The sequence below is a fragment of the Vibrio sp. 378 genome (assembly GCF_033339435.1).
In genome coordinates this window covers 1-1169 of the sequence record NZ_JAWOUO010000116.1, presented here as the reverse complement: position 1 = coordinate 1169, position 1169 = coordinate 1, and the positions used below count along the sequence as shown (strand labels likewise).

At 44.9% G+C, this 1169-nt stretch carries 1 protein-coding gene and 1 pseudogene; both read right to left on the bottom strand.

Annotated features, from left to right (window positions below; translation table 11 throughout):
• Positions 1–432 (bottom strand): annotated as a pseudogene (locus R7Q48_RS24495) (mechanosensitive ion channel protein MscS); the annotation flags it as partial.
• 238 nt (positions 433–670) lie between these two features.
• On the bottom strand, positions 671–1111 hold the full coding sequence (locus tag R7Q48_RS24490) for a YcgN family cysteine cluster protein (RefSeq protein ID WP_005460092.1): 441 nt from the start codon (positions 1109–1111) through the stop codon (positions 671–673).
• Positions 1112–1169 lie beyond the last annotated feature (58 nt).

The following is a 1169-nucleotide window of genomic DNA, read 5'->3' as shown; positions in this document are numbered from 1 at the left end:
GTTAATAAGCGCGAGCTTTTCTTCGTCTTTCGCTTTGTTTAACTCTTCAATGACTTCTTTGGTTTTGGTCGTCAGATAGTCGGTCGCGTCTTTTGAGTACTTTTCTTGCGTTTTGACGAGCTTAATCAGCTTGTCACGAGGGATGGACTCACGCTCAATCGCGGACGCTAATTGATTTCTCAACTCTTCATTTTTTTGGAAAAGTTGTAGCTGAAGCGCATCACGCTCGTCACCTGCCGTTTGAGATAGGCTTTGCGATAAATCGACAATGTCGATGTTCAAGCTATCTATAGAAGCTTCTGCTTCAGAGATAATAGGAGGCTCTGTGCTTTCTGTGGCTTGCACAAAAATAGGGGTCATCATCGTGATGAATAAAGCGAATATCGCTACCCAAGGTGTCTGGCGATTTTTCAGGGGGAAATGAAACGTCATTTTTACCTCGTAGGAAACGAATCCCGATCGGAGCGATCAAGAATCGGAATGTAAAGCCTTGAAATGATATGCCCTAAGTTTACATCACTAAATTGCAAACCGAGCAGCATTTAGTTAATTAAGCGTCAGAGTTCAACAATGACCGTCGTTTTGTCATCACTTATGAGAATCCGGTCTTTTATTGACCCTAAAAGCAAACAAGCCTTTCACTGTTGGTAAAAGGCTTGTTTCAATTTGGCTATGGGCGATTTGGGTGGTTCAGAATGTGGTCTTCCCAATCCACCACATCAATTTCGTACACCACTTTGTTGCGGACACTTTCGCCCGCCGCGTGCATTGCGGATTTCGAGCCCGTAATCAACGGGTGCCATTCTGGTAATGGCTGATTTTCGGCTAACAGACGGTAAGCACACGTGTGCGGTAACCAAGTGAAATCGTCGATGTCTTCGCGTGTCAGCTTGGTGCACTCTTCGCCAGAGGTAAAGCGATTTGGGTAGTCCTTACATGAACATGTTTTGCTGTTCAGCCAGCTACACGCCACATTGGTGTAGTAGATTTCATCGGTATCTTCATCCATTAGCTTGTGCAGACAACACTTGCCACACCCATCACAAAGAGATTCCCATTCCTCTTCGCTCATGTGTTCTAACGATTTACTTTGCCAAAATGGAGTGCTCATACTTCAGGTCTCACCAAGGGAATTAGGGGCCGATTTATACTCTTCTCGCCGCAAAAGT

What these genes read in the sequence shown, in the direction of transcription:
- R7Q48_RS24490 (WP_005460092.1), bottom strand. Translation starts at nt 1,111, where the DNA reads ATGAGCACTCCATTTTGGCAAAGTAAATCGTTAGAACACATGAGCGAA.